Here is a 23,156-nt window from a genome sequence, read left to right on the forward strand (position 1 = left end):
CGATGCCACGCCATCCAGTGTCGCCATCACGGCACCTTCCCCGCTGAACTTCGTTCAGCGAATCAGGCCAGAAACACCGTTAAATCCACAGTCCCGCCGATGGTCTGCTGCCTGCGTTGGCTCAGCCTGAGCGTGCTGTACCGGACGGGACTCGCGCGGGGTAGCGCTCTCAGTCGCCTCTCAGTCGGTGCGGTCAGATTTGTAGGCATGCGCATTCAGGTGGTTCGTGGGGGGAATGGGGCCGTCGGGTCGGCGGGTTCGCGGCGGGCGGTGGTTGCGGGGGTGTCGCCGCAGTTGGGTGCGCGGGAGATGCGGCAGTTGGCGGGGTCGAGCTCGGTGACGTTGCGGTGGCGGGTCACGTTGCTGGCGGCGTCGGTGGTGGCGGTTGCGGTCGCGTTGGCGGCGATCGCCGCGTATGCGATGGTGTCTCGGGCGCTGTATGCCGATGTGGACAAGCAGTTGCAGGCGCGGGCCACGGGGATGATCGACAGCGATCTGGATGCGCTGGATTTTCGGTTCGTGCTCACGCTGGGGAGTTTGTACTCGAGTGATGTGTCGATCGCGCTGCAATATCCGGGCACCGATGAGTGGGTCGCGTTGCCGCGGGAGGTGCGGGTGCCGATCGGTGAGGTGGAGTCGGCGGTGGCGCGGGGTGCGGCCGAGTTCTCGTTGCGTACCAGCGATAATCGGCGGGTTCTCGCCCAGCGCATGAAAACCGGGACGACGCTGGTGATCTGGCAGTCGTTGCGACCGACCCAGGGGATCCTCGATCGGCTGGCGTTGCTGATGTTCGTAATCGGTGGCAGCGGTGTGGTTTTGGCGGCTGCCGCCGGAGCCGCGGTCGGCCGGACCGGATTGCGGCCGGTCGCGCGATTGACCTCGGCGACCGAGCGGATCGCGCGCACCGGCGAGCTGAAACCGATCCCGGTCACCGGCGACGACGAACTCGGCAGGCTGACCGAGAGTTTCAACACCATGCTGCTGGCGTTGGCGGAATCGCGTGCGCGGCAACGCCGTCTGGTCGCCGACGCCGGGCACGAACTGCGCACACCGTTGACTTCGTTGCGTACCAATATGGAACTGCTGATCGCCTCGTATCGTCCCGACGCGCCCGCGATTCCGGAGGAGGACATGGTCGAGCTGCGGACCGACGTCCTGGCACAGATCGAGGAAATGGCCACGCTGGTCAGCGATTTGGTGGATCTGGCGCGGGAGGACGTCGCCGCGGAAGCCTACGAGCAGGTCGATATCAGCGAGGTCGCCGAGCGGGCGCTGGAACGCGCCCGCCGGCGTCGCACGGGCATCACGTTCGTCGCGGACTTGCGCCCGTGGTTCCTCTACGGTCATGAGGCGGACATGGAGCGGGCGATACTGAACGTGCTCGACAACGCCGCCAAGTGGAGTCCTGAAGGCGCGGAGGTAGCCGTGTCGATGCACGAAACCGGCACCGGCCTGATGGAACTCGCGGTACACGACGCCGGTCCCGGAATCCCACCCGACGAGCGCGAGCTGGTCTTCGAGCGCTTCTATCGGAGCACTGCCGCCCGGTCCATGCCCGGATCGGGCCTCGGACTGGCGATCGTGAAGCAAGTCGTGGCACGACACGGCGGAACGATCACGGTCGAGACCTCCGATCGCGGTGGCGCGCTCATGCGCGTCATGCTCCCGGGCACGAATGTGTTGCCCGAGAACGCCTGTCAGCCGACCTGACGCACGGCCGGCCCGCCTCGGTTGGCCGCGATCCGGGAGTGCCTATATGATCAACGTGATGACTACTCATTCTGTTCAAAGATTGGGGGTCCCATTCGTGCAAGGTGAGTGCTGATGCTCACTGATGACACGAATGGAGATCACTCCCGCTTTTCCTTCTGGCCGCGCGTGCGCGAATTCGCCGTGCCGCCCGACATGATCCGGACCGCCACCGCCCGCCGCCGCGTGGGGGACTGGGCGGGCGCCTGCGCCGCAGCAGGTTTCGATGTGGATTTCGATTTGCGATCCGTGGCGCGTAAACACGGGTCCGAACTGGCCGCCCGAATCCGCGCCGATCTTCGCTATCTGGCTCCTGACCTGCTGCGTTGGCATATGCCGCGGGTCGCGCCGGACGGATTGCTGCGGCCAGGGCTGACCAGCGCGCTGGTGCGATACGAGCGCGCTGACCCACATCCGATGCAACTGGTGGTGCGTACCGCGCCGGCCTGGGCGGATGCCGGTCAACGGATCAGCCTCGCGCTGTGGGACGGATCGACAACCGGCCTGCATCCACACCCGCGTCCCGACCGGCGCTTTCGCCTGGATCTGCATCGCCATCTTTGGGATGCGCGCCGGGCGGACGAACTGCGACAACGGGCCGGTGCCGCGGATCTTCGACCGATACCGGATCCCGGGTTACTTGCGACGGTGCCGGCGATCTGTGCCGTCGACCGATGGGCGGACGAAGGCGAGATCCTTTGCCGCGCTGCGGGATTGCCGTCCATTCCGTTCGTCGTGCGGTTCGGGGCCAGGCAGCGTTTGGTACTGGACCGTGACGGCCCCGAACTGCGGATCGCATCGGAGTACCCGGCCGGTCGTATCTCCGCGCTGCCGGTCCTGCCGGATGCGGCGACCTGGGTGCTACCTGATCTGGAACTGCTCCGTTCCGGTGCGCTGTCGGCCGACCAATTGCATCCGCTGGTCGCGTCGGCTCTGGTCCCTGAGCACGTGCCGGGCGATGCGCCCCGGATCCAGGATCCACCAGGCCGGCCACGCATCGTCGAGTGCCGAGGCGAACAACACCGAATCGGCCTCGTAGACGGGGTTTTGGCCGCGCTCGACCACGACCGTGCCGAACTGCGGCGAGAGGAACTGCTGGTCCAGCTGACCGGTACGCCGCTGCCCTGCTTACAGGCGATCGATGCGGCACACCGTCACCCGGATGGTCTCACCGGCGTCCGGGAACGCCTGGACCACGGCGATACCGCGGGCGCGCTGGCCGTCGTGACCGGGTTGCTCGGCTCCGACGCGTCCCTGCGCCACGGAGCGTTGCTCGACGAACTCGAGGCCGCCGTGCACCGCCGCATCAGGTACGGGCTGTTCAAGGCCGGTCTTTCGGTTGCCAGGGCGTACCGCGTGCCCCCGCCGGGCCGGGTCCGTCCCGATCACTACCGCACACACCCGCGCAACGCGCACTGACCCGACGACTCGTCGTCGCACTCGAACTCCGTCGACCCCAAGGTGATCACACATGCTTACTGCTGTCCGCACATCCGCTGACCCCATTGCGCCCGCCCAACTCGATGTCGCAGGCGAACTGCTGACCATGCTGCGCGAGGTAACCACCGAACCACGCCCCAACAACCAACTGGAGGCCCTCGCGCTGGCCGTCGCCGCCGACCTACCGGTTCTCCTGTGGGGTGAGCCGGGCATCGGAAAGACCGCCGCCCTCACCCAACTCGCCGCCGACCTGGACCTCCCGTTGACCACCGTGATCGCGAGTGTCCATGAGCCGTCGGACTTTTCGGGCCTGCCCATCATCGGCGACGATCCGGCGGTGCAGGGCGTCCCGATGGCGCCGCCGGACTGGGCCGTGCAACTCGTCCGGGCCGGCCGCGGACTGCTGTTCCTGGACGAACTGTCCACCGCGCCGCCCGCGGTCCAGGCCGCTCTGCTTCGCCTGGTCCTCGAACGCCGAATCGGCACCCTGCAACTGCCTCCCGATGTCCGGATCGTCGCGGCGGCCAACCCGCGATCCTCGGCGGCCGACGGCTGGGAACTGAGTCCGCCGCTGGCCAACCGGTTCGTTCACCTCCAATGGACGCACGAGCACGACGTCGTCGTTCGCGGACTCGGCGGCACCTGGCCGCATGCGACGCTGCCTCGCCTCGCACCGGAAAAGCTCACCGAGGCAGTGGCTTTCGCGCGCCGCGCGGTGTGCTTCCTGCTGGCCGCTCGGCCCGTTCTCGTGCATCAGATCCCCACCAGCGAATCGCGCCGGGGTGGCCCGTGGCCGTCGCCTCGAAGCTGGGAGATGACGTTGTGGCTCGTCGCTTTCGCCACCGCGGCAGGCTCTTCCCGCGATGTGCTTTCCCTGCTGGTCCGGGGCACGGTGGGTGACGGGCCGGGCTTCGAACTGCTGGCCAGCCTGGACCGGATGGATCTGCCGGACCCGGAGGACCTGCTCGCCGATCCGGCCGGTGCCGTCCTGCCCGAACGCGGCGATCTGCGCCAAGCGGTGCTCGACGGAGTTGTGGCGGCAGTCCGGAAACGTCCGGAGCGGTCGCGCTGGGACGCGGCATGGGCGCTCCTCGTCAAAGCCCTCGAATCCGGCGCGCCGGATCTGATCGTCGTTCCCGCAACGACTCTCGCGACTTTGCGGCAGGGCGACTGGAATGTCCCGGCGGCCATCGAGGAACTCGCCGGGGTGGTATCGGTGTCCCGCGAAGCGGATCAGGCAGCTACCCGCGTCGCCGCGAAGGCAGGTCGATGACCACGCCGAGAACGCTGGACCGCGACAAACTCTTCGCCGCTCGATTGCAGGCCGCCCGCGCCCGGCCGTATCTGGCGACGGCACTGTTCGCCTTGGCCGTTGTCGAGTCGCGCAGCGTACCGACGATGGGTGTCGACCGGTACTGGCGGTGCTATGTCTCGCCGGCGTTCGTGGATCGAATGCCGGTGGAGGATCTGGCCGCGGTATGGGTGCACGAGGTGTCGCACCTGCTGCGCGACCATCACGGTCGCAGTGACCGATACGCCAAGCAGCACGAACTGACCGGCCCGGCGGAACGCCTGCGAATGAACATCGCCGCGGACTGCGAGATCAACGACGACGCGTTCGGCCACGGACTGGTCCGGCCTGAGAGTGCCGTCCTGCCTTCGACATTGGGGCTGGACGCGGGCGAACTCATGGAGGACTACCTACGCCAGTTCCGGCTCGGTCCGCTGACGGACGCCATGGCCTGGCTCGATTGTGGCAGTGGCGCAGACGGATTGGACCGCGAGTGGGAACTGGGCCCGGACGGCGCCGACGGCCTCAGCGCGCAGGAGCGGGAGGCGGTCCGATTCCTGGTGGCGCAGGGCATCATCGGGCGTCCGGGGAACGCGTCGCAAGGCTGGAAGCGCTGGGCGAAGGAGACTTTTCATCCACCGCAGCCGTGGCGCGATCTGCTGGGCGCGGCCTTGCGGTCCGCGGTCTCCAGCCCTGGTGTCGGCGAGGACTACACCTATGGGCGTCCGGCCCGTCGCTCGGCGGGGGTGCCCGGCGTCGTGCTGCCGAGCCTGCGGCGGACACCGCCACGGGTCACCGTGCTGATCGATACCTCGGGGTCGGTCAGTGATACCGAACTTGGCTCCGCGTTGCTCGAAGTGGCGGCGATCAGCCGTGCCGTCGGCGGGCGGCGTGACCTGGTCAGCGTGCTGTCGTGCGACGCGGCGGCCGGGGTTGTGCACCCGCTGTGCCGAGCCGAGGGGATACCGCTGATGGGCGGCGGGGGTACGGATCTGCGCGCCGGGTTCGCGAAGGCCTTGCGGAACCGGCCCGGGCCCGATGTGCTCGTGGTGCTGACCGACGGTCAGACACCCTGGCCGTCCAGAAAGCCGGCGTGCCGGACGGTGGTCGGTCTCTTCCGCCGGTCGGTCGCGGACTCGTGGGATGAGGACAATCCCGACTACGTTCCGGATGCGCCGCCGGATTGGGCACGGGTGGTCGAGATCGGGTAGCGGGAACACCTTGTCGGCCAACGCTTATCCCGCAATCGGCCCTCGAGGCCGGGCGAATTGGGACAGATTAGGAGGGACGTCGGAACTGGATCGTTAGGAGGACGTCGCGTGGCCGTCATGTTGTTGGGCACCCTCGACACCAAGGGAGAGGAGTACGTGTACGTCCGTGACTTGATCGTCGCGAGTGGCACGGACGTCGTTCTCGTCGATGTTGGTGTGCTGGGCACCGCGTCACTCGCTGCCGATGTGGATGCGTCGACTGTCGCCGCTGCGGCCGGCGCAGATCTCGCAGAGCTGAGACAGCGGCATGATCGTGCCGCGGCCCTCGATGCGATGGCGATCGGTGCGCGAGCTGTCGCCCTGCACCTGCACACGCGGGGCCGGCTCAGCGGACTGCTCGCGCTCGGTGGGAGCGGGGGTTCCTCGGTTGCCGCGAAAGTCATGCAGGCGTTGCCGGTCGGCCTGCCGAAGCTGCTGGTCTCGACCATGGCGGGTGGGGACGTGTCGCCGTACGTCGGGACGACGGACGTGACGCTGATGTACAGCGTCGTCGATGTGGCGGGGATCAATTCGATCTCCCGTCAGGTTCTGGGTAACGCCGCCGCCGCGATAGCGGGAATGGCCGGTAGCTATGAGCGCAGACGGTCGAATCCCGATGCGGCCCAGGACAAACCGCTCGTCGCCGCCACGATGTTCGGCGTGACCACCCCCGCTGTGGACACGGCCCGCAGCCGATTGACGGAACTGGGGTACGAGGTTCTGGTATTCCATGCGACCGGTTCCGGCGGCCGCACCATGGAAAACCTGGTCGCCGACGGGCATTTCGCGGGTGTCCTCGACCTCACCACCACCGAACTCGCCGACGAAATCGTCGGTGGGGTGTTGTCCGCCGGACCCGATCGACTAACCGCGGCCGCGAAGGCGGGCATCCCGCAGGTCGTCAGCCTCGGCGCGTTGGACATGGTGAACTTCGGGCCGCGCGATACCGTGCCGGAGCGGTTCGGCGAACGACAGTTGCTCGTGCACAACGAGACAGTCACGTTGATGCGGACGAATGCCAAGGAGGCAGCCAGAATTGGCGAGGTGCTCGGCCAGAAGCTCGCCGCGGCAACGGGACCCACCGCGCTGTTCGTTCCCCGCGGCGGCCTGTCCGCCGTGGACGTGGACGGCGGACCGTTCTGGGACCGCGAGGCGGACGCGGCATGCATCGACTCGATTCTCGCCGCGGTGGCCGGAACCCACGTCGAGGTGATCGACAACGACCAGGACATCAACAGCCCGGCGTTCGCGACGGCGGCCGCCGAGCATTTGCACCGACTCATCAGGAGCGCACCGTGAATCGTGTACAGGCTCTCGCCGGATTTCGTAGCCAGCTCGAGGCCGGTCGCCCCATCATCGGCGCCGGTGCGGGCACCGGACTGTCGGCCAAGTCCGCCGAGGCGGGCGGGGCCGACCTCATCATCATCTACAACTCGGGCCGGTTCCGGATGGCCGGACGTGGCTCGCTCGCCGGCCTGATGCCCTACGGCGATGCCAACGCGATCGTCGTGGAGATGGCCGCCGAGGTGCTGCCTGTGGTCAAGCAGACCCCGGTGCTCGCCGGCGTCTGCGGCACCGATCCGTTCCGGCAGATGCCGCGGTTTCTCGACGAGATCCGCGCGATCGGGTTCGCCGGAGTGCAGAACTTTCCCACCGTCGGACTGATCGACGGTGTGTTCCGCGCGAATCTCGAAGAGACCGGGATGGGTTTCGATCTCGAAATCGAGATGATTCAGCTGGCTTCCGAGCGTGAATTGCTCACCGCGCCCTACGTGTTCGACACCGAGCAAGCGACCGCGATGGCGCAGGCGGGGGCCGACATCATCGTGCCGCACATGGGGCTGACGACGAAGGGGAGCATCGGCGCGACCACGGCGATCACCCTCGACCAGGCGGTGCAACGGGTGCAGGAGATGCGGGATGCCGCCGCGGCGGTGGATCCCGGCATCATCGTGCTGTGTCACGGCGGACCGATCGCCGAACCCGCCGACGTGCGCTACGTGCTCGAACACACCCACGGCGTCGCGGGGTTCTTCGGTGCCTCATCGATGGAGCGGCTGCCCACCGAACGCGCCATCTCCGACCAGCTTCGGGCGTTCAAGGACGTACCGCCCAACCAGTCCTGAGGGAAGATCCCGCGCAGCTTCATCTTTCGAAGGAGAGTCCTATGTACCGCGATCCGAATGCCGTTGCGACAATGGTTTTCGACTGGGGATCGATCAAATGGCACGTCTCGCCCGACACCGTCGACGGTGCGTCATCGACGCTCGGTGAGGTGGTGATCAACCCGAACAAGGGACATGACCGGCACGAGCATCCCGAATCCGACGAGATCCTCTACGTGGTGGACGGCGAGGGGCGGCAAACTGTCGGTGACAGTGGCGAATTCGCGATCAAGGCCGGTGACGCGGTGTGGATTCCGCGCGGCACACTGCACTCCACCTACAACACGGGCTGGCGGCCGCTGCGCCTGGTGGCGACGTACACACCCGGCGGTGCCGAGGCTGCCTTGCGCGGGCTGCCGGATTTCGCCGAACTGGCGCCGGGGGAGTTCCCGACCTGGAAACAAGAAGGCTAGGCCTGCGCGGGTAAGTCTGCCGCGCAGGCCGGCATCCGTCAGAGGGTGCGGGCGATGATTTCCTTCATGATCTCGTTGGTGCCCGCGTAGATCATCTGCACCCGGTTGTCCACCCACAGGCGCGAGATCGGGTACTCGGTCATGTAGCCGTATCCGCCGTGCAGTTGCAGGCATTCGCTGGCCACCGACATCGCTCGGTCGGTGGTCCACCACTTGGCCATCGCGACCGTGGCGATATCCAGTTCGCCGACAATGTGTTTGGCGATGCAGTCGTCGGTGAAGACGCGGGCGATCTTGGCCTCGGTGGCGACCTCGGCGAGCTTGAACTTGGTGTTCTGGAACTGGAAGATCGTGCGGCCGAACGCCTCTCGCTCCTTGGTGTAGCGAAGCGTGTGCTCGAGCGCGGTTTCCATGCCCGCCACCGCGCCGACCGCGATGATCAGGCGCTCCTGCGGCAGCTGCTGCATCAGCTGGACGAAGCCCTGACCCTCCTCGGTGCCGAGCAGATTGGCCACCGGGACGCGGACGTCCTCGAAGAACAGCTCGGAGGTGTCCTGGCCCTTCTGCCCGATCTTGTCCAGCACCCGGCCGCGCCGGAAGCCGGCCCGGTCCGCCTCGACCAGCACGAGGCTGACGCCGGCGGCGCCCTGCGTGGTGTCGGTCTTGACCACGACGATGATCAGGTCGGCCTGCGCGCCGTTGGTGATGAACGTCTTGGATCCGTTGACCACGTACTCGTTGCCGTCGCGGACCGCCTTGGCCTTGATGTTCTGCAGGTCGGAGCCGGTGCCGGGCTCGGTCATCGCGATCGCGCCGACCACCTCGCCGCTGGCCATCTTCGGCAGCCACTGCTGCTTCTGCTCCTCGGTGCCGTAGGCGAGCAGGTAGTGCGCGACGATGCCGTTGTGCAGGCTCGCGCCCCACGCCGTGTCCAGCGCCCTGGCCTGCTCCTCGATCAGCACGGCCTCGTGCGCGAACGTGCCACCGCCGCCGCCGTACTCCTCCGGGATCGACAGGCACAGCAGCCCGAGCTCGCCCGCCTTGTTCCACAGGTCCCGGTCGACGTGATGCTGGTCGATGAACTTGTCGATGTTCGGGGTGACCTCCTTCTGGAAGAAGGCGCGGGCCAGGTCACGCAGCGCGTCCAGATCGTCGTTCATCCAACTCGACCGGTAGGCGGCCATCGAAGCTCCTTTGGTTCGGCGCACCACTGGCAAATATATGTAACCAGGGTTCGCGGGTACAGCATGTACCCGGCGGGAACAGTGTGTACCAACTCGGCCGCGCGGACAAGACACGATTCGGTATGGCCTGGCTGAACGTCCGATAGCGTGAGACCCCGTGGAGCAACGACGCTGGACCGATACCGCCGCCGCGCGGCGCTCGACCAGTCGCGCCCCGGGCCGGGACGAGCGTCGCCGAACCATCGTCGACGCGGCCATCGCGGCCATCGAGGAGCACGGGCCCGAGGCGTTGACCGGTCAGATCGCGGATCGGGCCGGGTTGGCGCGCAGCCACGTCTACCGGCATTTCGCCAGCAAGGAAGAGCTCGACCTGGCCGTGGCCCGCCGGGCGCACGACGACCTCACCCGGCAGATCCGGGCCGCGCTCGAGATCGAGGGTTCACCACGCGCCATCATCCGAGCCCCGATCGCCGAACACGTCGGATGGGCCAGCGAACATCCGAACCTGTACATCTTCCTGCTCGGACGAAACTACCGCCGCGGCAACGACGAACCCAGAATCGGCGGCAGCGCCTTCGCGTCCGAGATCTCTGCCGCCGCAACAAGATACATCCCCGAGTTCGGCGCCGATCCACTGGCCGCCGACCGCCTCGTCGTCGCCCTGCTCGGCCTCATCGACGCCTCGGTCCGCTGGTGGCTGGTCCACCGCGAAATGAGCCAACCCGAGCTGGTAGACCAGCTCACCACCGAAGCCTGGCTACTCCTCGACCACCGACTCCGCAGCCTCGGCATCCAACTAGACGCCCACGCAACCCTCCCCGACAACGGTTGATCGGGGATGTTCTACTTGCTGGTCTTCGGCTGACTGGGAGTGACTTTCGGCCGTGCCGGCATCTGCTTGGTCTGCCCGCCGGACTGAAAGACCGATCCGCGGGACTCCGTCGAGCCGGCCTGCTGCTCACCGCTGCCTCGCTTGAGGTGGATGGTCATGAGGGCTCTCCTTGGTTGAGCTCAGCGGTGAAGTAGTTGGTGTCCAGCTCGAGGGTCGGTGTTGGATGCAGTGTTGTGCCATGGAACTTCAGTAGCCAATGTCGAGATGCTTGCCGGTCCGACATGGCCCAGACCCCAGGTCATTGCCGCGACGGGTAGGGCTCTATGGAGGTTGAATATCTTGTCGGCGTTGTTGTAGACCTGCTCACCCAGCGGGTGCGCGAGGGTTGTCGCCGAGTCGGTGGAGAGGACGATGCCGTCGAACACTTTGACCCACACTGCCACTGTCACCGGGACAGTGTATGGGTGGGGCGGTGTCTATAAGTCGCTGCTGTGCAGGGAGTTTGAGTAGTTCTGGGACCGCATTCTCAATGCGGCTGACTTACCCAGCGTGTCGTCGGCACGGCCTCGAAATGGCTTGGGCTGCAAAGGTGCAAGGCATGCAATGTTGCACGGTGTGCCAGAACGGAGGGGTTTGAGCGGGCGAACTCCCCCGCGGTGCAGGGGAGTTCGGCGTCTTCTCGTCGGGGTGGTGTCAGAACAGGCCGCCGCCGACGCCGGCTAGGTCGCTGAACATGTCGCTGCCGTTGAATTGGTTGCCGGCGGACTTGCCGAACCAGTCGAAATCGTCGTTGCCGCCGGTGCTGAACATATCGCCGGTGTTGAACATGTCGCCGATGTCGCCGCCGAATTGGTTTCCGTCGCCGAACAGGTCGCCGCTGTCAGTGCTGAATTGGTTGGTGTCGCCGAAGGGGTCGCTGCCGCTGTCGCCTAGCCAGTCGAAGCCGTCGCCACTGCTGGACGGGTCGCTGACGTCGCCGCCGAAGGGGTCGCCGGAGTCGTTGTCGCCGAGCCAGTCGAAGCCGTCGCCGTTGTCTCCGTCGCCGAAGGGGTTGCCGCCGTCGTCGCTGAACATGCCGTCGTCGTCGGACGAGTCGCCGCCGAGCCAATCGAATTCGTCACCGGGATCGCTCGGCGAACTATCGCCGGGATCATCTCCCGGCCCGCTCTGCCAGTCGTCTCCGGAGTCCTGCCCCGGCTGGCTGTCCCCGTCGTCGCCGCTGTCTTGTCCTGGCCCGCTTTGCGAATCGTCGCCGCCGTCCTGACCCGGTCGAGGCTGTTGGGAGTTCGGTCGGCTACCCGGATCCTTCGGGCCACCCGGCTTCGTGGTGCTGTCGGGTTTTGTGTTCGTCGGCTTATTCGGGTCCGCTTTTCCACGCTGATACATGCTGTTGAGCTGACCGATTTCATTCTTGCTCAACGGAGTCGGGCCGCTGTTGCACCGATTGACCGAGCTGGCCATGATGCTGCATCCGCTGTCATTGTGATCGAGGCCGATCGAGTGCAGGAGTTCGTGCGCGGCGATCTCGGTTCTGTCGTCCCGATCGAAGTTCTGATTCTTGGGATCGAGTTTGACGAACGGCCCGCCGTTGTCCCATCCGCCGAGGCCGGCCACGCCGCCTTCGAAACGCTCGTTGCTGATGTTGATCGCGCCGTTGCCCGTGCCGGGTTTCAGCACGAAGTTCAGGCCCGGTGTCGAGTTCAGGTGCTTGACCGCGTTTTCGATGCCGGCATCTTTGATTTTATTGTTGTAGTGAATGATCGCCCGGCCGTCCGAGTCGTAGCCCTGAACCTTCGCCCGGAAGCCGAAACTCGGGGCCGCGGCCGAGGCGGTGGCGGTGGTCGTCAGGCCGAGCCCGACGGGAGTGAGTAGGGTGCCGGCAACCAGCGCGGCGAACAATTTTGGTGTGCCATTCATCGGCGACTTCGCGGCTCGATGTTTCCCGTGATAGTTGCGACGTCTGGCAACAGTCGGCATAGCGTGGAGACCTCCGTGTGTATGAAAAGCGAGCTCCGCCACTCGCTGATCGGCACCGGCGACTGTACTGCTGAATCGTCGAATGAGCACCTGATGTAAGTACGGTCTTAACTGTTGAAAAGTGGCCTACATACACACTTTTCGCGCTGTTAAGCAGATCCTTGTAGATCTATTAGTTCGAGAAATCATTGCAGGACTTGCGGATTACCGTCTGCGTCCGAAAGCGCCTGCGCCGTATGGCGATCGGGTACGGCGGGATCACGGCCAACGCTGGAACGTCGGCGGGCCTCGATCGAGGCCTACTCGAAGCGGGCCGGCAATGTCAGGGCTATTGACACTGTGCGCGCCACGGTCCTAGCCTAGGGAACGTTCACTTCCTGTCTCAGACGGATGGTCGTCGCTCGACTCCTCCGCGCCTATCGACGTGCCAAACAAAGGAGTTTCGCGCATGACGATCACCGCCAAACTGGTAACGCTGCTGGCAGCTTGCGGATTGGCCGGTCTAGCGGTCGCGCCCGCACGGGCTGACCCGCTGCCCGTGCCCTACGGCCAAGTCGAAATGCTGCGCACGGCCGTGACCAACTGGAACGGCCCTGTCTCAGGTGCGAACGACTACAACTGCAAACCCGCGCCCGAGCACCCCGATCCTGTTGTCCTGATTACCTCGACGTTCCTCTCCGACACCGTCAACTGGACCGCGCTCGCGCCGTACCTGCACAACCAGGGCTACTGCGTGTTCACCTTCAACTATGGCCGCGACATGTACAACCTCCCGCCCGGCCTGACCGGACTCGATCCGATCGCGCTCTCGGCCAAGACGATCGTGGGCGTGGTGGACCAGGTGCTGGCCGCGACCGGCGCGGAAAAGGTTGATCTGGTCGGTCATTCGCAAGGCGGGCTGGTGGGGCGCTACTACATCAACGCGCTCGGGGGAATCGACAAGGTGGGCAAGATGGTATTGCTGTCTTCGCCATGGCAGGTCCTCGGGCCCTTCGACATCACCGGACCGATCGGCGATATCCTCCCGCGTGAACTCTACGACGCGATCGTGCGCAACGGTGTCCTCTGGCCGGGGCTGCTCGCGATCGCCGATCCGTGGGTTTTCAAGCAGGTCAGCGTTATTCAGCCGCATATTCAGTACACGCAGATCACCGATATCGCCGATGAGATGAATCTGAGCACGCTGGGCGGTATGGCGAATACCCAGGCCGTGCCCAATGCGCGGACCGAGTGGATCAATCAGGTGTGCCCGACGGATTTCTCGCAGCACTTCGCGCAGCCGTACTCGCCGACCGCGGTGGCGTTGGTGGGGAATGCACTCGACCCGGAGCATCCGGTGGTAGCGCCGTGCACCATCGTTCCGCTGTACGCCCCGTGAGTAGTCCGCAAGACAGCACCAGGTCGGTAGATCTACTCACCGACACGCGTAGTTTCTCGGTGACCAAGGACGGGTGAGGGTCCATATGCTCGGACTATGTCCGACACCTCCACCGCGAATGCGTTCGTCCTGAAAACGGCCGGCTTGGGAGCGGTCGCCGCGGTCGTGCTGGCGCCGGTGGCCGCCGCCCTGGTCGCGGTGGTCTACCGGTTCCCGGTGCCGATGGCGGAGGACTACGCCCGTGGGTTCGACGGGGCAGGCGATGCCGCGTTGGGCAGCGTGTTCTATCTGATTCTCGGTGGTGCGCTGGTGCTTGCGATGCTCGGCGGTATAGGCGGTTTCGTCACAGCTCGGTCCTCCCGGCTGGGCTCCCGTCGCGTTCGGTACGTCACGCTGGCCGTCTCGGCAAGTATCGCGCTGCTCGCCGCGACTGCCTTGGCCGTGCTCGAATTCTTCATCGGCGCTTGGTAAGTCGGCTACGTCCGTAGTCCGCCCGCCGCCGTGCGACGGAAGCGACCGCTGCCCAGTCCTTGTCGCCATCGCCATGTGCAAGGGCGTCGAGGAATGCGTCGCGCAGGATGCTGCCGAAGGGGAGGGGCACGTTGGCCGCCGCCCCGGTGGCCAGGGCGAGATCGACATCTTTGAGACCGAGCGGCAGCCGGAATCCGGCCGGTTCGTAGCGTTGTTCGGCGATCATGGCACCGTAGCCGGATGACGGCCCAAATACGCCACGCCAGTACGGCTGCGGTCTGACCGGCCTGCTCGGCTCGTGAGCTTCCTCGAGCAGCACTGAAGCGATAAGCAACGCCCGCTGCGGGTTCCGGCCTCCATTCGTTCCGAACCCATGAATCATGGGTGACAATTGTGTGTACAAAAGGCGAACGATGCACGGGTTGACCGTGTCGAGGTAGGTGTCCCGTGCACGACGAATCCGATCTGGCGCAGGCGCGGGTGTTCTACGAACTACTCAGCGCCGAGGCCGAAACTCTGAGTTCGGCGATCCGGGCGACCGCGACCCTACGTGGCACCCCGCGCTCGACCACCGAAGGCCGGCGGCTCGAACGTGATCTGCGCGAGGTCCGCCGCTGTTTGGATCGGCTTCGCAACAACTTTCCCGAAGTGGGTGATCGGCCGAAGGCTGGGTGAACCGGCTCGTCGGTGAGCTGACGTACACCTTGCCGCTTGTTGGTCACTGTTGGTCAGTGAACAACAAGGAGGTAGTTGTGGCTGAATACGAGGTCGCCATCGTCGGTGCCGGACCGGCCGGGCTGTGGCTGGCGGCGGAGTTGCGCCTCGCGGACGTGTCCGTGGTGGTGCTGGAGGCACGCACGGAGCGGGATCCGAATTCGAAGGCGCTCACCATTCATCCGCGGACCATCGAACTGCTTGCCTCGCGCGGACTGCTCGACCCGTTTCTGCTGGAGGGCACCCGAATTCCCAGCGGGCACTTCGGTTCACTGGACAATCGGATGGATTTCGGGCTGCTCGATACGCCCTACCGGTTCACGCTTGCGGTGCCGCAGGCCCGCACCGAGGAACTGTTGGAGGACCGCGCCCGTGCAGCGGGTGCAGATATTCGTAGGGGGCAACGGGTTTCGGGCCTGACCCAACAGGCGGACGGGGTGGTGGTGCATCTCGAAGAGCTGCCCGATCTCACCGCCGACTGGGTCGTGGGCTGCGACGGTGTGCGCAGCACGGTCCGCGAGGCAGCTGGAATCGCCTATCCGGGCACAGCCGCCAGCGTCTTCGGCTGGCTGGCCGACGTGAAACTGGCAGCGCCGCCAGAGGTTTCGGTGTCGGCGAGGTGGACCGAGGCGGGGCAGATCATGAGCGTGCCGTTGCCCGGTGGGTTGTACCGGCTGGTGGGTATGAACCCGGAAGACGTGCGCACCGACCATCCGGGCGAACTGACCTTCGACGATGTCCGCCGTCGCACCATCGCGATCACCGGAACCGACTGGGGCATGTATGACCCGGTCTGGTTGTCCCACTTCGGTAATGCGTCGCGGCAGGCTGAGCAATACCGCGCGGGGCGCGTGCTGCTCGCGGGCGACGCCGCTCATCAGCACATGCCCGCGGGCGGCGTCGGGATGAACGTCGGCATCCAGGATACGATGAACCTGGGCTGGAAGCTGGCCGCCACGGTGCGCGGACGCGCACCCGAAGGGCTGTTGGACAGCTATCACAGCGAACGTCACCCGGTCGGCGCGACGCTCCTGCGCAGCACCCAAGCGCAGACCGCGCTGATGAGCACCTTCACACCCGAGAACCGGCAATTGCGCGCGTTGCTCTCCGAATTCGTCGCCACCCAACCGGGATTCGCGCGCCCACTGGCCGAACAGATGTCCGGTCTCGCCGTCGCCTATCCGGCCGAGCCGGGAGCGCATCCGCTGACCGGCACGCGCGCACCGGATTTCGCGCTCGCCGACGGCTCGTCGGTATTCGCCGCGTTACGCGGTGGCGGCCATCTCGTTCTCGACTTCACCGGCACGCTGACAACGAATCCGTTTGTCGTAAGGGCGCTTCCGGAACTCGATCGGCAACCGTGGGCGGGCGTCGCGGCGGCTCTGGTCCGTCCCGACGGCCACTTGGCCTGGGTAGGCGAGGACACCGCCGATCTCGCCGCCGCGCTCGACGCGGCAGGTTTCGAACCACTTCCGGCCTGAGCCTTAGACTGGGTCAGTGACCAACAAGCAACCGGTACGCACCGCTCGCGCGGGCCTGGCCCAGTCGTCGGTGGTCGAGGCGGCCCTGGTGATCCTGAACGAGAAGGGCCACGACGCGGTATCGATCCGGGCGATCGCCGACCGCCTCGGTGTCCGGATGAATACCGTGCTCTGGCACGCCAAGACCAGGGCGCGGTTACAGGCGTTGATGGCCGACGCCATCGTGGGCGCCACCGTCACCACGGACCTGCCGCAGGACTGGGACCAGCGGGTCCGCCTGCTCACCCACCGCTACCGGCAGTCACTGCTGGCGCATCGAGACGGCGCGGCCGTCGTCGCGGGCACCTACGCCTCGGAGCCGGCCACCCTGCGGGTCGCCGACGCGATCGTGCAGGCCCTGCTCGACGGCGGGCTCGCGCCGAAGCAGGCGTCCTGGACTTGTTGGACCATCGTGTATTTCGTGCTCGGGATCGTTCAGGAAGAGCAGGGCTACCCGCTGGCCGACCTCGACGCGATGGCCGCCCTCGTCGCCTCGGGCACCTATCCCGCACTCGCGCAGGCCGGTGAATTCGCGGGCGACAACGCCTTCGACGAACGTTTCGATTTCGGCCTCGACCTCATCCTTTCCACCCTGCCCGCTCGCATCGCCACCGCACGAGAGTCCGGCGGCTAAATACTGGGCGGCTGGCTAGTAGGGCAGGTACCCGACGCGGAGATCCCTGATCGCCGTGACCAGGGATTCCGAGGCGACGAACACCCGCGTGAACTCCTTGTCGCGAGCTACACAGAAACCACCGACCGACGGATCGAACGAAGGTTTCGTGAGGATCCTGATGCCGCGGATAAACGAGAACTTCGACGCGTCGACATCTACCAAGCTCAGGTATTTGGTCGTCTTCGCGGCGAAGTAGGTGCTGCGCCCGCCGTTCAAATGCAGCTCCGCCGGGATGGTTTCGATGTCGCCGCGCAACTGCGCCGGTGCGCTGTCGATGAAGTCCGCGGAGAACAGCGGAATGCCCCAGGTCGTCTGTAGATAGTCCGGCCGGATCTTGTCGAACTTCCGGAAGGCGAGGTCGACATCGACCTCGATGCCCGACGGTGTCGGTGTATCTTCGCCGTGCACGAAGTACCGGATGCCGAACTCCGCTTCGCCGCGCATGACGATGGAGAATTCGCCGAGCGACGTCGGTGGCAGCAGGCGGTACCGGACACTCATGTCCGACAGCATTGTGGGACCCAGGCTGCGAGGGCAAGCGACGGAGGAGTTTTCGTTGGATTTCGACGATTATCGAGCGATCAATGCTTTGGTGTTGCGTTATGCCGCTGCCGTCGACGCGGGCGACTTCGATCAGGTGGGGGAGCTTTTTGCCGACGCAGAGCTGACCATGCCGGGCGCCGATCAGCCGATTCGGTCGAATTCCGCGGCCGTGGCGGCTATGTACCGGCGAGCGGTTCGGGTCTATCCGGACACCGGAACCCCGAAGACCCGGCATCTCGTCGCCAACTTCGCTTGTACGCCCATCGGGGCTGATTGGGCGCAAGCCACCTCCGCGATCATGGTGTCGCAATCGACCGATGACTTTCCGTTGCAGGTGATCGCCTGCGCCAGCTACGAAGACAGTTTTGCTCGGATCGAGGGCCAGTGGCGGTTCGCCCGGCGGCGGATCACTATGGACCAGCTCGGCGACACCTCCCACCACCTGAACCGATAGCGCAGGCCGTCATGCCCGAGGCCGGTTGTCGATCAGCCTGCGCGCCTTGCCAATCGAGCGCTCCAGCGTAGCGGGCGGGACTACATCGACGGCAACGGTGACGCCGATGCGGCTCTTGATCGATTCGCGCAGCGTCGCGGACGAGGCCCACCGTTGATCATCGAGAACGCCAGGCCGGGCTTCGACTCGAATGGTGAGGGTGTCCATCCGGCCGGTGCGTTCGAGCACGCAGTGGAACTGCGGAGCCAACGCCGGGACGGCCAGGATCAGTTCTTCGATCTGGGTGGGGAACAGGTTGACGCCGCGCAGGATGATCATGTCGTCGGTGCGGCCGGTGACCTTCCGCATTCGGCGCATCGTGCGGGCCGTTCCCGGGAGTAGGCGGGTCAGGTCGCGGGTGCGATAGCGGACGATCGGTGTCGCTTCCTTCGACAGTGAGGTGAACACCAATTCGCCCTCCGCGCCGTCGGGCAGCACCTCGCCGGTCTTCGGATCGATGATCTCCGGATAGAAGTGGTCCTCCCAAATGTGCGGGCCATCTTTGGTTTCCACGCATTCCATGGCGACACCGGGACCCATCACCTCGGAGAGTCCGTAGATGTCGACCGCGTCCATACCGAGGGTTTGCTCGATTTCCCGCCGCATCTGTTCGGTCCACGGTTCGGCGCCGAATACCCCGACGCGCAGCGATGTTTTCGTGGGGTCGAGCCCTTTGGCGATCATCGCGTCGGCGATGGTGAGCATGTAGGACGGGGTGACGAGGATGGCGTCGGGCGCGAAGTCGGTGATGAGCTGGATCTGGCGGTCGGTCATGCCGCCGGACATCGGAATCACGGTGCAGCCCAACCGTTCCGCGCCATAGTGCGCGCCGAGCCCGCCGGTGAACAGGCCGTACCCGTAGGCGACGTGCACCTTGTCGGTCGGCCTGACTCCGCCCGCGCGCAGGCTGCGCGCGACCAGTTCCGCCCAAGTGCCGATGTCGTTCGCGGTGTACCCGACCACGGTCGGCCACCCGGTGGTGCCCGATGACGCGTGGATCCGCGCGACCTGATTCTGTGGCACCGCGAACATCCCGAACGGGTAGTTCTCGCGCAGCTCTTTCTTGGTCGTGAACGGGAATTTCGCCAGATCACCGAGATCGTGCACGTCACTCGGATGGACTCCGGCGTCGTCGAACGCCTTCCGGTAATGCGGCACATTGGCGTAGGCGTGCTCCAGGGACCAGCGCAATCGTTCGAGTTGCAGCGCCGAAATGCGGTCGCGCGTGGCGAATTCGATATCGGGGGTGTCGGTGGGAGTGGGCAGGACGCCGGTCATCGCGGAACTCCAGATTCAGCCGTCGAAATCGACGGTCAGGGTGTCGCTGAGGGGATAGGTCTGGCAGGTGAGCACGAAGCCGGCCGCGACTTCGGATTCCTCGAGTGCGTAATTGCGGCGCATGTCGACGTCGCCGCGGGTGATCTTGGCGCGGCAGGTGCCGCAGACGCCGCCCTTGCAGGCGAACGGGAGGTCCGACCGCAATTGCGCACCCGAATCGAGCAGCGGCTGGTCCCGGGGGAGTGCGCCGGTCACCGAGCGGCCGTCGAGCGCGATGGTGACTTCGCTTGTCGGACCGGTCATTCCGGGTTCACGATGGATCACCGGTGGCGGCGGGAGGTCGTCGACGTAGAACAGTTCGTGATGGATCCGACTCTGGTCGACGCCGAGCGTGGTGAGAACTTCCTGCGCGTCGGTGATCATGCCGTACGGGCCGCACAGCCAGAAATGGTCGATGTCGTCGGTCGGCACGATGCTGCCGAGGATCGCGCGCAGGCGCTGCGCGTCCAATCTGCCACTGAACAACTCCACTTCACGCGGTTCCCGCGACAGTACGTGGATCAGGTCCAGGCGTGGGCCGAATCGGTCCTTGAGATCGGCGATCTCCTCGGCGAACATCACCGACCGAGTGCGCCGATTGCCGTACAGCAGAACGACTTCCGCCCTCGGATTGGCAAGCATCGAACCGGCGATCGAGAGCATTGGGGTGATGCCGGACCCCGCCGCGATCAGGACGTGCCTGCCGCCCTGCGCCGGGTCGGCGGTGAATGTCCCGGTCGGGCCCTGCACGTCGATCGTGTCGCCCGGCTTGACCTGGTGAACCAGCCAGGACGAGAACACGCCGTCCGGTACCTCGCGAACACCCACCCGCGGCGGCGCACCGGCCGGCGCGCAGATCGAATAGGACCGGCGATGCTCGACGCCGTCGACCGTGCGCCGTAGCATCAGCGATTGACCTGGGCGGAAGTCGAATTCGTCGGCCAGTTGGTCCGGCACCGTGAAGCGGACGGCGACCGCGTCGTCGCAGAGTGGTTCGACGTCGGCGACGGTCAGCGGGTGGAAGGCTCTGGTTCGCGGGGAGGTCATGCTCAGATCTCCTTCACGTGATCGAACGGTTCCAGGCAGTCCGTGCAGCGGTATTGGGCCTTGCACAGCGTTGCGCCGAACTCGGAGTGCAGGACGGTGTTCGGTGATCCGCACTGTGGGCAGTTGAGGTGGCGCGGCTTGGGCGTGAGTGTCAGCGGAACAGGTCCCGGCGTGCGCTGCGGTGCCGGGCCAGGCACGGAATAGCCTGCTGCGCTGAGCTTTCGGCGGCCTTCCGGGGAGATCCAATCCGAACTCCAGGCGGGCGTCAGGCGAGTTCTGATCTGTACGCGGTGATATCCGTGGTCGAGGAGCTTGTGTTCGAGATCGGCGCGCATGGTGGCCATTGCGGGGCAACCCGAGTACGTCGGGGTGATGGTGACGAGCACACCGCCGTCGGCGGCGATCGTGACGTCGCGCAGCACCCCGAGATCGTCGAGGGTCAGCGGCGGCAGCTCCGGGTCGGTCACCGATGCGGCGACGACGCGGGCGCGGAATTCCTTGGTGCTCACCAGAGTCCCTCCGGGTGTGCGCGAGCGACGCTCTGCATCTCGGCGAGTAGCGAGCCCATCCCCTCGGTATGGACGCCGTGCCGGCCTGCCCGTCTGCCGACCGTGCCGACGCGGCCGGTCGGGGGCGTCAGTTCGCCGGCGTGCAGGACCTGGTCGAGGACCGCGTCGAATTCCGCACGGACGTCACGAGGATCGACGGCGACCGTGACCTTCGACAGGGTGATCTCCGCGTCGGTGGGGACGAACAGTTCGTCGACGTAGGGCCACACTCGCTCGAGCGCTTCGCTTGTCCGTCGCGCGGATTCGGTTGTGCCGCAGCCTAAAGTGACCGTCCACCGCGCCGCGTAGTCGCGGTGGTAGGTCAGCTCCTTGACGCCCTTGTGCGCGACCGCGGCCAGTACCGGATCGCGAGACGTGCGGAGCCGGTCGAAGATCGCGAGGCGCCAGGTCGAGAAGATCAACAACCGGATCGTCGACCTGGCGAAATCGCCGTTGTCGAGCTCGCACAGGCGGGCGTTGCGAAACTCGTTCTCCGGCCGGAAGAATGCCAGCGCGTCTTCGGCGGGCACCGGTGAGGTGGCGGAAATGAACGGCACCACGGAACCATCGGCAGCGGCGGCCCGGGCAAGCAGCAGACGCGCTTGTCCGAGCAGATCGAGGCCGACATTCGCCAGCGCGACCTCTTCTTCGAGTTCCGGTGCACGCGTGGACCATTCGGCAAGTCGCTGAGCACTGATCAGCGCGTCGTCGCCCAGCATGAGGCAATACGCGGCGAGGGCAGGCAGGTCGACATCGCCCGGCACCGTGGTGTCCACACCGGCGAGCGGATCGTCGAAGCTGGTCCCGAACGCCCACTGCCCGTGGGAGTCCGCGTCGACCAGCCCTTCGTAGGCATTGTCGTGATCGGGCATCTGGCACCTCTCACATGTGCGGCACGTTGTCGGGGATCTCGTAGAACGTCGGATGCCGATACACCTTGTCGCCGCTGGGCGCGAAGAACGGATCCTTCTCCGCCGGGCTCGACGCGATGATCGAGGCGGACCGGACCACCCAGATGCTGACCCCTTCGTTGCGGCGGGTGTAGACGTCACGCGCGTGGCGCAAGGCCATCTGATCGTCGGCGGCGTGCAGCGAGCCGACGTGCACGTGGTTGAGACCGCGCTTGCCGCGAAGGAAGACCTCGTACAGCGGCCAATCCGCCTTCACCGCAATGGGTTCGGTCACGACGCTACCTGCTCGCGGGCAGCGAACGCCGTTGCGGCCGCGCGTACCCATGCGCCGTCCTCGTGGGCCGCACGACGGTTGGCGATGCGCTCGACGTTGCAGGCGCCGTTGCCCTCGAGTACCGCCATGAACTCGGCCCAGTCCGGCTCGCCGAAGTCGTGTGCCTCGCGCCGGGGACACCATTTCAGTTCCGGGTCGGGGAACGTCACGCCCAAGGCCGCTGCTTGTGGCACAGACATGTCCACGAACCGTTGGCGCAGTTCGTCGTTCGTGTGCCGCTTGATGCCCCACTTCATCGACTGCTCGGTATTCGGCGACTCGTCGTCGGGCGGACCGAACATCATCAGCGCGGGCCACCACCACCGGTTCACCGACTCCTGCACCATCGCGCGCTGCTCGTCGGTGCCGCGCATCATCGTCATCAGCAGCTCGTAGCCTTGGCGCTGATGGAACGACTCCTCCTTGCACACGCGGATCATCGCGCGGGCATACGGACCGAAAGAGCTGCGGCACAAGGGAACCTGGTTGCAGATCGCGGCTCCGTCGACCAGCCAGCCGATAGTGCCGACGTCGGCGTAGGTGAGCGTCGGATAGTTGAAGATCGAGGAGTACTTCTGTTTGCCCTCGATGAGCTGGACGGTCAGATCGCCGCGGTCGGCGCCGAGGGTTTCGGCCGCGGAATACAGGTAGAGACCGTGGCCCGCCTCGTCCTGCACCTTGGCCAGGAGAATCGCTTTGCGCCGCAACGACGGTGTGCGAGTGAGCCAATTCCCTTCGGGCTGCATCCCGATGATCTCGGAGTGCGCGTGCTGCGCGATCTGGCGGATCAGCGAGCGGCGGTAGGCGTCGGGCATCCAGTCCCGGGGTTCGATGCGCTGCTCGTTGGCGATCGTCTCGTCGAAAAGGGCCTGTAGCGGGCCTGTTTCGGCAGTGTGTGCGGTGGACATGTGGTCTCCTTGCCGA

At 66.0% G+C, this 23,156-nt stretch carries 26 protein-coding genes; 14 read left to right on the forward strand and 12 right to left on the reverse strand.

The features are described from left to right. The first annotated feature begins 309 nt into the window (after window positions 1–309). From AB0M22_RS26380 to AB0M22_RS26410, 7 genes are all read left to right on the forward strand, one after another. Window positions 310–1,710, forward strand: a complete 1,401-nt coding sequence (locus tag AB0M22_RS26380) for a HAMP domain-containing sensor histidine kinase (RefSeq protein WP_364733975.1) — start codon at window positions 310–312, stop codon at window positions 1,708–1,710. Window positions 1,711–1,824: 114 nt separating this feature from the next. Then, complete coding sequence (locus AB0M22_RS26385; RefSeq protein ID WP_364732049.1) at window positions 1,825–3,168, forward strand: hypothetical protein; 1,344 nt, start codon at window positions 1,825–1,827, stop codon at window positions 3,166–3,168. Window positions 3,169–3,220: 52 nt separating this feature from the next. Next, the gene (locus AB0M22_RS26390; RefSeq protein WP_364732052.1) at window positions 3,221–4,462 is read left to right on the forward strand and encodes a MoxR family ATPase; all 1,242 of its coding nucleotides are present in this window, start codon (window positions 3,221–3,223) and stop codon (window positions 4,460–4,462) included. Beyond that, window positions 4,459–5,691, forward strand: a complete 1,233-nt coding sequence (locus AB0M22_RS26395) for a VWA-like domain-containing protein (RefSeq protein WP_364732055.1) — start codon at window positions 4,459–4,461, stop codon at window positions 5,689–5,691. The genes AB0M22_RS26390 and AB0M22_RS26395 overlap by 4 nt, the downstream gene beginning before the upstream one ends. Before the next feature lie 117 nt (window positions 5,692–5,808). Beyond that, the gene (locus AB0M22_RS26400; RefSeq protein ID WP_364733978.1) at window positions 5,809–7,029 is read left to right on the forward strand and encodes a Tm-1-like ATP-binding domain-containing protein; all 1,221 of its coding nucleotides are present in this window, start codon (window positions 5,809–5,811) and stop codon (window positions 7,027–7,029) included. Next, a complete protein-coding gene (locus AB0M22_RS26405) occupies window positions 7,026–7,856 on the forward strand; it encodes a phosphoenolpyruvate hydrolase family protein (RefSeq protein WP_364732058.1) in 831 nt (276 codons plus the stop codon). The genes AB0M22_RS26400 and AB0M22_RS26405 overlap by 4 nt, the downstream gene beginning before the upstream one ends. Window positions 7,857–7,897: 41 nt before the next feature. Then, window positions 7,898–8,308 carry a cupin domain-containing protein gene (locus tag AB0M22_RS26410; RefSeq protein WP_364732061.1) on the forward strand — a complete coding sequence of 137 codons (411 nt, stop codon included), beginning with the start codon at window positions 7,898–7,900 and terminating at the stop codon, window positions 8,306–8,308. 38 nt (window positions 8,309–8,346) lie between these two features. On the opposite strand, the gene AB0M22_RS26415 is transcribed toward AB0M22_RS26410, so the two are convergent. After that, a complete protein-coding gene (locus AB0M22_RS26415; RefSeq protein ID WP_364732064.1) occupies window positions 8,347–9,492 on the reverse strand; it encodes an acyl-CoA dehydrogenase family protein in 1,146 nt (381 codons plus the stop codon). A gap of 157 nt (window positions 9,493–9,649) precedes the next feature. Here AB0M22_RS26415 and AB0M22_RS26420 point away from each other — a divergent pair, with 157 nt between their 5' ends. Next, on the forward strand, window positions 9,650–10,324 hold the full coding sequence (locus AB0M22_RS26420) for a TetR/AcrR family transcriptional regulator (RefSeq protein WP_364732066.1): 675 nt from the start codon (window positions 9,650–9,652) through the stop codon (window positions 10,322–10,324). Between the two features lie 11 nt (window positions 10,325–10,335). Here the strand turns inward: AB0M22_RS26420 and AB0M22_RS26425 are convergent, their stop codons facing one another. The 3 genes from AB0M22_RS26425 to AB0M22_RS26435 all read right to left on the reverse strand — a co-directional run bounded on the left by AB0M22_RS26425 (window position 10,336) and on the right by AB0M22_RS26435 (window position 12,241). Beyond that, window positions 10,336–10,482 (reverse strand): hypothetical protein, encoded by a 147-nt coding sequence (locus AB0M22_RS26425; protein WP_364732069.1) that lies wholly within the window; start codon window positions 10,480–10,482, stop codon window positions 10,336–10,338. Between the two features lie 21 nt (window positions 10,483–10,503). Then, complete coding sequence (locus AB0M22_RS26430; protein WP_364732071.1) at window positions 10,504–10,773, reverse strand: hypothetical protein; 270 nt, start codon at window positions 10,771–10,773, stop codon at window positions 10,504–10,506. A 244-nt stretch (window positions 10,774–11,017) separates the two neighbouring features. After that, the gene (locus AB0M22_RS26435; protein WP_364732074.1) at window positions 11,018–12,241 is read right to left on the reverse strand and encodes a matrixin family metalloprotease; all 1,224 of its coding nucleotides are present in this window, start codon (window positions 12,239–12,241) and stop codon (window positions 11,018–11,020) included. 508 nt (window positions 12,242–12,749) lie between these two features. Here AB0M22_RS26435 and AB0M22_RS26440 point away from each other — a divergent pair. Together AB0M22_RS26440 and AB0M22_RS26445 are read left to right on the forward strand one after the other, a co-directional pair. Next, complete coding sequence (locus AB0M22_RS26440) at window positions 12,750–13,679, forward strand: alpha/beta fold hydrolase (protein WP_364732077.1); 930 nt, start codon at window positions 12,750–12,752, stop codon at window positions 13,677–13,679. Between the two features lie 96 nt (window positions 13,680–13,775). After that, window positions 13,776–14,150, forward strand: a complete 375-nt coding sequence (locus tag AB0M22_RS26445; RefSeq protein WP_364732080.1) for a hypothetical protein — start codon at window positions 13,776–13,778, stop codon at window positions 14,148–14,150. On the opposite strand, the gene AB0M22_RS26450 is transcribed toward AB0M22_RS26445, so the two are convergent. After that, the gene (locus AB0M22_RS26450) at window positions 14,134–14,376 is read right to left on the reverse strand and encodes an NAD-binding protein (RefSeq protein ID WP_364732083.1); all 243 of its coding nucleotides are present in this window, start codon (window positions 14,374–14,376) and stop codon (window positions 14,134–14,136) included. The genes AB0M22_RS26445 and AB0M22_RS26450 overlap by 17 nt on opposite strands. 221 nt (window positions 14,377–14,597) lie before the next feature. On the opposite strand from AB0M22_RS26450, the gene AB0M22_RS26455 reads away from it, so the two are divergent. The 3 genes from AB0M22_RS26455 (at window position 14,598) to AB0M22_RS26465 (ending at window position 17,018) form a co-directional block, all read left to right on the forward strand. After that, a complete protein-coding gene (locus AB0M22_RS26455; protein WP_364732085.1) occupies window positions 14,598–14,825 on the forward strand; it encodes a hypothetical protein in 228 nt (75 codons plus the stop codon). 77 nt (window positions 14,826–14,902) lie between these two features. Next, the gene (locus AB0M22_RS26460; RefSeq protein WP_364732088.1) at window positions 14,903–16,345 is read left to right on the forward strand and encodes an FAD-dependent monooxygenase; all 1,443 of its coding nucleotides are present in this window, start codon (window positions 14,903–14,905) and stop codon (window positions 16,343–16,345) included. 16 nt (window positions 16,346–16,361) lie between these two features. Beyond that, window positions 16,362–17,018, forward strand: a complete 657-nt coding sequence (locus tag AB0M22_RS26465; protein WP_364732091.1) for a TetR/AcrR family transcriptional regulator C-terminal domain-containing protein — start codon at window positions 16,362–16,364, stop codon at window positions 17,016–17,018. Between the two features lie 15 nt (window positions 17,019–17,033). On the opposite strand, the gene AB0M22_RS26470 is transcribed toward AB0M22_RS26465, so the two are convergent. Next, window positions 17,034–17,561 (reverse strand): hypothetical protein, encoded by a 528-nt coding sequence (locus tag AB0M22_RS26470; RefSeq protein WP_364732094.1) that lies wholly within the window; start codon window positions 17,559–17,561, stop codon window positions 17,034–17,036. A 55-nt stretch (window positions 17,562–17,616) separates the two neighbouring features. Between AB0M22_RS26470 and AB0M22_RS26475 the strand changes: the two genes are divergently transcribed. Further along, window positions 17,617–18,057 (forward strand): nuclear transport factor 2 family protein, encoded by a 441-nt coding sequence (locus AB0M22_RS26475; RefSeq protein WP_364732097.1) that lies wholly within the window; start codon window positions 17,617–17,619, stop codon window positions 18,055–18,057. 9 nt (window positions 18,058–18,066) lie between these two features. Here the strand turns inward: AB0M22_RS26475 and paaK are convergent, their stop codons facing one another. From paaK to paaA, 6 genes are read right to left on the reverse strand one after another with little or no spacing between them, the layout of a single operon-like run. After that, the gene (paaK, locus tag AB0M22_RS26480) at window positions 18,067–19,374 is read right to left on the reverse strand and encodes a phenylacetate--CoA ligase PaaK (RefSeq protein WP_364732100.1); all 1,308 of its coding nucleotides are present in this window, start codon (window positions 19,372–19,374) and stop codon (window positions 18,067–18,069) included. Window positions 19,375–19,389: 15 nt separating this feature from the next. After that, complete coding sequence (gene paaE / locus AB0M22_RS26485; RefSeq protein ID WP_364732104.1) at window positions 19,390–20,460, reverse strand: 1,2-phenylacetyl-CoA epoxidase subunit PaaE; 1,071 nt, start codon at window positions 20,458–20,460, stop codon at window positions 19,390–19,392. A 2-nt stretch (window positions 20,461–20,462) separates the two neighbouring features. Next, a complete protein-coding gene (gene paaD, locus AB0M22_RS26490; RefSeq protein ID WP_364732107.1) occupies window positions 20,463–20,969 on the reverse strand; it encodes a 1,2-phenylacetyl-CoA epoxidase subunit PaaD in 507 nt (168 codons plus the stop codon). After that, the gene (gene paaC / locus AB0M22_RS26495; RefSeq protein ID WP_364732110.1) at window positions 20,966–21,880 is read right to left on the reverse strand and encodes a 1,2-phenylacetyl-CoA epoxidase subunit PaaC; all 915 of its coding nucleotides are present in this window, start codon (window positions 21,878–21,880) and stop codon (window positions 20,966–20,968) included. The genes paaD and paaC overlap by 4 nt, the downstream gene beginning before the upstream one ends. A gap of 10 nt (window positions 21,881–21,890) precedes the next feature. Continuing rightward, on the reverse strand, window positions 21,891–22,244 hold the full coding sequence (paaB, locus tag AB0M22_RS26500) for a 1,2-phenylacetyl-CoA epoxidase subunit PaaB (protein ID WP_364732113.1): 354 nt from the start codon (window positions 22,242–22,244) through the stop codon (window positions 21,891–21,893). Next, a complete protein-coding gene (gene paaA / locus AB0M22_RS26505) occupies window positions 22,190–23,140 on the reverse strand; it encodes a 1,2-phenylacetyl-CoA epoxidase subunit PaaA (protein WP_364732116.1) in 951 nt (316 codons plus the stop codon). Before paaA ends, paaB begins: the two co-directional genes overlap by 55 nt. Window positions 23,141–23,156 lie beyond the last annotated feature (16 nt).

This window comes from Nocardia sp. NPDC051756, assembly GCF_040681495.1.
Classification (GTDB): domain Bacteria; phylum Actinomycetota; class Actinomycetes; order Mycobacteriales; family Mycobacteriaceae; genus Nocardia.

Coding starts and splice junctions, on each gene's coding strand:
- AB0M22_RS26380 (WP_364733975.1), top strand. CDS start 310: ATGCGGCAGTTGGCGGGGTCGAGCTCGGTGACGTTGCGGTGGCGGGTC.
- AB0M22_RS26385 (WP_364732049.1), top strand. CDS start 1,825: ATGCTCACTGATGACACGAATGGAGATCACTCCCGCTTTTCCTTCTGG.
- AB0M22_RS26390 (WP_364732052.1), top strand. CDS start 3,221: ATGCTTACTGCTGTCCGCACATCCGCTGACCCCATTGCGCCCGCCCAA.
- AB0M22_RS26395 (WP_364732055.1), top strand. CDS start 4,459: ATGACCACGCCGAGAACGCTGGACCGCGACAAACTCTTCGCCGCTCGA.
- AB0M22_RS26400 (WP_364733978.1), top strand. CDS start 5,809: ATGTTGTTGGGCACCCTCGACACCAAGGGAGAGGAGTACGTGTACGTC.
- AB0M22_RS26410 (WP_364732061.1), top strand. CDS start 7,898: ATGTACCGCGATCCGAATGCCGTTGCGACAATGGTTTTCGACTGGGGA.
- AB0M22_RS26415 (WP_364732064.1), bottom strand. CDS start 9,492: ATGGCCGCCTACCGGTCGAGTTGGATGAACGACGATCTGGACGCGCTG.
- AB0M22_RS26425 (WP_364732069.1), bottom strand. CDS start 10,482: ATGACCATCCACCTCAAGCGAGGCAGCGGTGAGCAGCAGGCCGGCTCG.
- AB0M22_RS26435 (WP_364732074.1), bottom strand. CDS start 12,241: ATGAATGGCACACCAAAATTGTTCGCCGCGCTGGTTGCCGGCACCCTA.
- AB0M22_RS26440 (WP_364732077.1), top strand. CDS start 12,750: ATGACGATCACCGCCAAACTGGTAACGCTGCTGGCAGCTTGCGGATTG.
- AB0M22_RS26445 (WP_364732080.1), top strand. CDS start 13,776: ATGTCCGACACCTCCACCGCGAATGCGTTCGTCCTGAAAACGGCCGGC.
- AB0M22_RS26450 (WP_364732083.1), bottom strand. CDS start 14,376: ATGATCGCCGAACAACGCTACGAACCGGCCGGATTCCGGCTGCCGCTC.
- AB0M22_RS26470 (WP_364732094.1), bottom strand. CDS start 17,561: ATGAGTGTCCGGTACCGCCTGCTGCCACCGACGTCGCTCGGCGAATTC.
- paaK (WP_364732100.1), bottom strand. CDS start 19,374: ATGACCGGCGTCCTGCCCACTCCCACCGACACCCCCGATATCGAATTC.
- paaE (WP_364732104.1), bottom strand. CDS start 20,460: ATGACCTCCCCGCGAACCAGAGCCTTCCACCCGCTGACCGTCGCCGAC.
- paaC (WP_364732110.1), bottom strand. CDS start 21,880: ATGCCCGATCACGACAATGCCTACGAAGGGCTGGTCGACGCGGACTCC.
- paaB (WP_364732113.1), bottom strand. CDS start 22,244: ATGGGTACGCGCGGCCGCAACGGCGTTCGCTGCCCGCGAGCAGGTAGC.
- paaA (WP_364732116.1), bottom strand. CDS start 23,140: ATGTCCACCGCACACACTGCCGAAACAGGCCCGCTACAGGCCCTTTTC.